General features: G+C 59.2%; 7 protein-coding genes and 1 pseudogene. 4 read left to right on the top strand and 4 right to left on the bottom strand.

The window, feature by feature from the left end:
- Positions 1 to 50: 50 nt before the first annotated feature.
- The 3 genes from ROI90_RS20515 (at position 51) to ROI90_RS20525 (ending at position 2,787) form a co-directional block, all read left to right on the top strand.
- Positions 51 to 683 carry a NeuD/PglB/VioB family sugar acetyltransferase gene (locus tag ROI90_RS20515; RefSeq protein WP_316000157.1) on the top strand — a complete coding sequence of 211 codons (633 nt, stop codon included), beginning with the start codon at positions 51 to 53 and terminating at the stop codon, positions 681 to 683.
- Positions 684 to 771: 88 nt separating this feature from the next.
- The gene (trhO, locus tag ROI90_RS20520) at positions 772 to 1,725 is read left to right on the top strand and encodes an oxygen-dependent tRNA uridine(34) hydroxylase TrhO (RefSeq protein WP_316000158.1); all 954 of its coding nucleotides are present in this window, start codon (positions 772 to 774) and stop codon (positions 1,723 to 1,725) included.
- Positions 1,726 to 1,914: 189 nt separating this feature from the next.
- The gene (locus tag ROI90_RS20525; RefSeq protein ID WP_316000159.1) at positions 1,915 to 2,787 is read left to right on the top strand and encodes a nucleoside phosphorylase; all 873 of its coding nucleotides are present in this window, start codon (positions 1,915 to 1,917) and stop codon (positions 2,785 to 2,787) included.
- Positions 2,788 to 3,005: 218 nt separating this feature from the next.
- Here the strand turns inward: ROI90_RS20525 and ROI90_RS20530 are convergent, their stop codons facing one another.
- Both ROI90_RS20530 and ROI90_RS20535 read right to left on the bottom strand, forming a co-directional pair.
- Positions 3,006 to 3,317, bottom strand: coding sequence for a hypothetical protein (locus tag ROI90_RS20530; RefSeq protein ID WP_316000160.1), 312 nt, complete (start codon positions 3,315 to 3,317; stop codon positions 3,006 to 3,008).
- A 227-nt stretch (positions 3,318 to 3,544) separates the two neighbouring features.
- Positions 3,545 to 4,570: an acyl-CoA reductase gene (locus ROI90_RS20535; protein WP_316000161.1), complete on the bottom strand. Its 1,026-nt coding sequence runs from the start codon at positions 4,568 to 4,570 to the stop codon at positions 3,545 to 3,547.
- Positions 4,571 to 4,740: 170 nt separating this feature from the next.
- Here ROI90_RS20535 and ROI90_RS20540 point away from each other — a divergent pair, with 170 nt between their 5' ends.
- Complete coding sequence (locus tag ROI90_RS20540; RefSeq protein ID WP_316000162.1) at positions 4,741 to 5,091, top strand: 4Fe-4S dicluster domain-containing protein; 351 nt, start codon at positions 4,741 to 4,743, stop codon at positions 5,089 to 5,091.
- 258 nt (positions 5,092 to 5,349) lie between these two features.
- Here ROI90_RS20540 and aat read toward each other — a convergent pair whose 3' ends face one another.
- Together aat and ROI90_RS20550 are read right to left on the bottom strand one after the other, a co-directional pair.
- On the bottom strand, positions 5,350 to 6,021 hold the full coding sequence (aat, locus tag ROI90_RS20545; protein ID WP_316000163.1) for a leucyl/phenylalanyl-tRNA--protein transferase: 672 nt from the start codon (positions 6,019 to 6,021) through the stop codon (positions 5,350 to 5,352).
- A gap of 108 nt (positions 6,022 to 6,129) precedes the next feature.
- Positions 6,130 to 6,243 (bottom strand): annotated as a pseudogene (locus ROI90_RS20550) (IS5/IS1182 family transposase); the annotation flags it as partial.

Below are 6,243 nucleotides of genomic sequence, written 5' to 3' on the forward strand. Positions count from 1 at the left end.
CCTTCTTATATGAAACCTCACCGGCCGCCCCGCGGCCGTTTTTGCTACCGATGGAAAACCCCGTAATCATCCTGGGCGCGCAAGCCGTAGGCACCGCCGCCCTCGATGCCTTTCAAAGCAACGACGTAGTAGTGTATTGTCTGCTCGACGACAAAGCCGAGCTGCAGAACACTGAGCTGAACGACGTGCCCGTGATGGGCAACACCGACGATAAGGAGCTGCTGAAGCTGCTGGGCAAAAAATGCGAGGTATTTGTGGCCACCGAAGACACCGCCAGCCGCCGCAGCCTCACTAACATGCTCCGTGAAGAATACACCGTGGCCCCCGTCAACGCCATTCATCAGCGGGCCAGCGTATCACCCCACGCTTGGCTGGGCCACGGCAATCTGGTGGGCGCCAACGCCGTGGTGGCCGGTACCGCCAAACTCGGCGACGGCTGCATTCTGGGCGCCAATGTGGTAGTGGACGTGAAAGCCGAAGTAGGCGACTACGCTCAACTCGGCGCGGGCGCTATTCTCAACGCCGAAGTGCAGGTAGGCGAATTGGCCTTCATCGGGGCCGGGGCGGTAATCGTGGCCGGCGTAAAAATTGGGGCCAAGGCCCGCGTGGGTGCTGGCTCGGTAGTGGTAGCCGATGTGGCCGCTGGTCAAACCGTGTTTGGCAACCCCGCCCAGAAAGTTTAGGGCCAAGAACTTAGAAGATAGAACGGAGAGCCGAACTCCCTCACAGGCGTTGCAACTCTCAGTTCTGACATCTTACTTCTATACAAAAATGGACTACCTCGTTTTACTGTACTACTGCTACACGCCCATTGATAATCCGGAGCAGTTCCGGGAGGAACACCACCGGCTGTGCCTGGGCCTGAATTTGCTGGGGCGCATTATTGTGGCGGCTGAAGGGTTGAACGGCACCGTATCGGGTCGGCGGGAGGATTGCGTGGAGTACATGCGCCTGATCAAGGTCGACCCGCGCTTTGCGGCGCTGGAATTCAAGGTAGAAGAGGCTCCGGCCCACACCTTTCAGAAGCTGCACGTGCGCGTGAAATCGGAAATTGTGCACGTGGGCCTGCCCCATATCAAGCCTTACGAGCGCACCGGCATTCACCTGTCGCCCACCGAGTTCCGGGACCTGAAAGACCAGGAAGATGTGGTGGTGCTGGATGTGCGCTCTGACTACGAGCATAGCCTGGGCCGCTTCAAAAACGCCGTTACCCTCGACATTGAGAATTTCCGGGAGTTCCCCGAGAAAGTACAGGAGCTGGAGCAGTATCGGGGCAAGAAAATCCTGACCTACTGCACCGGCGGCATCAAGTGCGAGAAGGCCTCGGCTTTTTTGCTGGAGCAGGGCTTCGAGGATGTGTACCAGCTGCACGGTGGCATCATCAAGTACGGCTTGGAGGCTGGGGGCGAGGATTTTGATGGCAAGTGCTACGTGTTCGATGGCCGCGTGGCGGTAGACGTAAACAGCGTCAACCCCACCGTCATCAGCCAGTGCCACCACTGCCACACGCCCTCCGACCGAATGGTGAACTGCGCCAACCCCCACTGCAACGCTCACGTACCGCTCTGCGAAACCTGCGGCGCTCAGTTGGAGGGTGCCTGCTCCACTACCTGCCAGCAGCACCCCGATAAGCGCCCCTACGACGGCACCGGTACCTACCCCAAAGTCAGCAACCACTACAACCCTGAGCAGGGTTTGCTTTCCTACCGCGCCCCGGCCCGGTAGGGCTGAGCCAAGTACACAGCTGTCATCCTGAGCTTGCGCAGGATCTTCCCCTCACGACTGCAACGGGTGCAAACGACCAGTTCAGTCGGGGATAGATCCGGGCCGGTTCAGGATGATAAGTTTTTCCGGCTGCCTCAGCTATGTTTTTTCCCGTACCATTGCACCTTTCTTTCCCAAAAATCCCCCGTTATGCCCATCGCCGAATCGGAGCTGATCCTCAACAAAGACGGCAGCATCTACCACCTCAACCTGCTGCCCGACCACCTATCCGAAACCATCATCACGGTGGGCGACCCGGAGCGGGTGCCTTCCGTTAGCCAGCACTTCGACTCCATCGAAACCAAAATCCACAAGCGCGAATTTGTGACGCACGTGGGCTACTACAAGGGTAAGCGCATCAGCGTTATCAGCACCGGCATGGGTACCGATAACATTGATATTCTGATGAATGAGCTGGATGCGCTGGTGAACGTAGACCTGGTAACCCGGGAGCCGCGCCCCCTGGAGGAGCGCATCAACCTGCGCATCGTGCGGGTAGGCACCAGCGGCTCTTTGCAGGCCGATATTCCGGTGGGCTCTATGCTGGCCTCCGAGCACGCCGTGGGCCTGGACTCCCTGATGCAATTTTACCCGCTGGTGGAAACCGGCCTGGAGGTAGAAGTGGCCACCGGTATTCAGCAAGCCCTGCAGCTGCCCTACCGCCCGTACTGCGTGCGGGGCTCCGATTTGCTGCGTGAGCAGCTGGGCTTTGATATGGTAAAGGGCAATACGCTCACCTGCCCCGGTTTCTACGGCCCCCAAGGCCGGGTGCTGCGCCTGGATCTGCGCCTGCCCAATCTGATTCAGGAGTTCCAGCAGTACCGCCACCAGAGCGCCGAGGGCGAGTTCCGCCTGACCAACTTCGAAATGGAAACGGCCGGCTACTACGCCCTAGGCCGCATGCTGGGCCACGAAGTACTGTCGCTGAACGCCATTGTGGCTAACCGCGCCACCGGCGAGTTTGCCACCAACTCAGAGCAGGTAATCAACGACCTCATCCAGAAAACCCTGGACCGCCTCTAAAACCACTGATTCCACGGATTTTTCGCGGATTTCACGGATTTTGTGGACGATTCCACCCTTTAGGTTCAGCCGTTTGCACTGATGACCTGCACCGATTATACACAACGAGAGAGGCTTGCCAGTTGGCAAGCCTCTCTCGTTGTTAAACCAAGTTACACCAAAGACAAATCGTCCACAAAATCCGTGAAATCCGCGAAAAATCCGTGGAATCAGTGGTCTTAGTAGAAGTCGAAGGCTACCACGGCCCGCAGGGGAATGGTGATGCCGGCTTTCAGAGTAATGTATTCCTCGTGCAGGGCCCAGAGCGTGGTATACACGCGCTTGGTGGCACCATCAGCCGTCTGGAAGTAAATGTCGAGCTTGCCGTGGTAGCCGTTGCCCAAGGTAGTGCCGCGTTCCGCATCGTGACGGCGGCGCTTGATGTCAGCGGGGTCGGTGAGTACATCCTGAGAAGGGAACTGCAGGGTTGGAATAACTTCCTTCTCGATGGTTTCAATAGCGGCGTCGGTAGGCTTGAGTTCGGGTATCATGGGAGAGCAGGTAAAAGGGCCGGAGGCAGGTGGTTGCTGCGGCAAGCATACGGAAGGCCGGATGGAGTGCAGATGAACATTCCCAGCGGCTTTCTGATCCGGGAATGGCCATGCGGTGTGCCTCTGTGTACGTAACAACTACCCTCAGGGTACAACCACAACCGTGCCCAAGTGCCTCACAATGCCGTTGTGCCAGCCCTAGCGCCCGGAATATCTGCGGATTATGCCTAGATAAGCTGAGCCAGGAAATTCATTGTGTCAACCCCATCAGCATAGTCGGAAATACCTGGGTGCTGGGCTTGGCCGAACGCCACGCTGCCCGGATACTGCGCCCCTCCCGATACCAGACACTGAGTTTGGGCAGCTACATCCGTGAGTTGATCCAGCAGATCTACCTCACTGGCATAGGCCGCGTGGTGCAGCACCGAAATAGGCGAAACCAGCTGGGCACTTTCCATGAGCAGCAGGAACCCGGAGTCCAGGTGGGGTACTCGGTTCACCAACAGAATGCTCTTGTTGTAGTCGTAGTTGTTCTGGTAGCGGTTGTGCTCCAGCACGCGGTGCCAGGGCTGCAAGGCGTCCAGCAGCGGCGTGAAGTCGTAGCCCTGGGGGGCGTACAGCTTGCTCACGTTACGGCAGCCCAAACCGTAATACCGGAAAATATCCTCGCCCAGCAAACCCAGGTCGTGGTCGGTTTCACGGCCAGTCAGCACCGCCAGGCTGGTGCGGTTGCGCCGGATGATGTGGGGCTTCTTACCGAAATAGTAGTCAAAGTAGCGGGCCGTGTTGTCGGAGCCAGTGGCAATGAAGGCGTCGGCGGCGTTCAGGCGCTCAACCAGCTGAATCCGGTCGGCAAAGCGGGGTTCCAGCTGCACCAGCTCATCCAGCACCCAGCGCATAAGCACGGTATCATCCTTGCTAAGCTTGGCCAGCAGCACGTGCCCGGACAGCAGCACGCACAGCGCGTCGTGAAAGCCTACCAACGGAATATTGCCGGCCATTACCACGCCCACCAGGCGCGGGGTGGTGGGCTCCGGAGGGTAACGGGCCGCCCAGCGCCGCAGGGGCTCCTCGCGCAGTAGCTCGGCTACGCCGCGCAGGGCTGCCAGCACGTTGGGTTGGTCGAACCACGGGTTTTGGTTGCGGCACTGGCTCAGCAGGGAGTACAGCGCGTCGTCGGGCTCCTGGGTGGGCAGGGTGGCGAGGCGGTGGCCCAGGGCTACAAAGGCGGCCAGGCGGTCGGGGTGCTGCATATCGGTGGGGAAGGAAAGTCGGGACAGAAAGAAAAACAAACAGGAACGGCGGCAAAATTACTCAACTGTGTACGGCTTATTCCTAATTTTGCCGGGTCGCATCCTGCCACCGGCCGGTTGCGTACTCTCTCTTACCGATTCTTTCTACCGTTTAACTGAACCCCGCGGCTATGGCCATCATGATAACCGACGAGTGCATCAACTGTGGTGCCTGCGAACCGGAATGCCCCAACACGGCTATTTACGAGGGTGGTGCCGCCTGGCGCTGGGCCGATGGCACCCGCCTGAAAGAAGTGCAGCAGGATGGAGGCAAAGTAGTATCGGGCGTGGCCCCGCAAACCCCCATTTCCGACGAGTACTACTACATCGTGTCCGATAAGTGCACGGAGTGCGTGGGCTTTCACGAGGAGCCCCAGTGCGCCGCCGTGTGCCCCGTTGACTGCTGCGTGGACGACCCGGACTACCGCGAATCCCAGGACAAGCTGCTGAGCAAAAAGCAGTGGCTGCACCAGGAAGCCTAGCTCACGGATTTCCACGGATAAAGACGGATTTGTCGGATTTCGTGGTTTTTGCCGTGTAATGAAAAAAGCCTCCCATTTGGGAGGCTTTTTTGTTTGGTGTGCTGTGAGACGGTTTGGAAAGATGAAAAAAACTGTCATCCTGAGCTTGCGAAGGACCTTATCACGTGAGAGCGAAACCGTGATAAGGTCCTTCGCTCAGCTCAGGATGACAAGCATAAAGCACTTATGTGCCACTTACCAACCGGCGGTGCTGCCGAATCAGGAGCCGAAGCGGAGAATTCGGCCGGCGGCTTGCTCCTGGGCCAGCAACGCCAGAAACTCCCGGCGGCTGACTTCTTCGGCCCCGAGGGCGGCCAGGTGGGGCGTCAGCTGCTGGATATCGAGCAGGCCCGCGCCCTGGCTGCGCAGGCTCTCAGCCAGTGCCAGTAGGGCCAGCTTGGAGGCATTGGGCTGATAGTGAAACATACTTTCGCCCGCAAACACGCCTCGCACCGCCACGCCGTAGAGGACACCAATCAACTCTAGCCCGTCCCATACTTCTACGCTGTGGGCGTAGCCGGCCTGGTGCAGAGCCGTGTAGCCGCGCAGCAGCTGGGGCGTAATCCAGGTGCCATCCTGATTGGGGCGGGGCTGCTGCTGGCAGGCGCGCATCACCTGCTCAAACGCCTCGTTGAAGCTGATGCGCCAGGTAGACTGCCGTTGCGCCCGCGCTAGGCTACGGCCCACGTGCAGCCGCTCCAGACGCAGGATACCGCGGCGGGGCGGGCAAAACCAGGGCAGCACCGGCCAGCCCGGCACCGGCCACGGAAAAATACCCCGGCTGTAAGCGGCCACTAAGTTCTCGACAGTTGGTATACCGCCTACCAACACCAGTCCCTCCACGGAGTCGTCGGCGGCAGCATCGGGGTTGTTAGGGAAGGGCAGGAGCATCAGGTGCCGCAGTTGAAGTACTTGTCGTAGGCCGACTCCGGAATGAGGCGAAACTGGCTCAGGAGCTTGATGGGCCACTTCAGCAGCCGGATCAGTGTATAGGAAGTGTTAACAGTCACGCAGCCAGAGTACGGTTGCGGCAAGATGAACAAAGGCCAGAAAATGGGCATCCAACTTGTCATAGCGCGTGGCCACGCGGCGAAACTGCTTGAGGCGGCTAAA

Origin of the sequence: Hymenobacter endophyticus (assembly GCF_032464715.1) — a bacterium.
In the GTDB taxonomy this organism is placed as follows: domain Bacteria; phylum Bacteroidota; class Bacteroidia; order Cytophagales; family Hymenobacteraceae; genus Hymenobacter; species Hymenobacter endophyticus.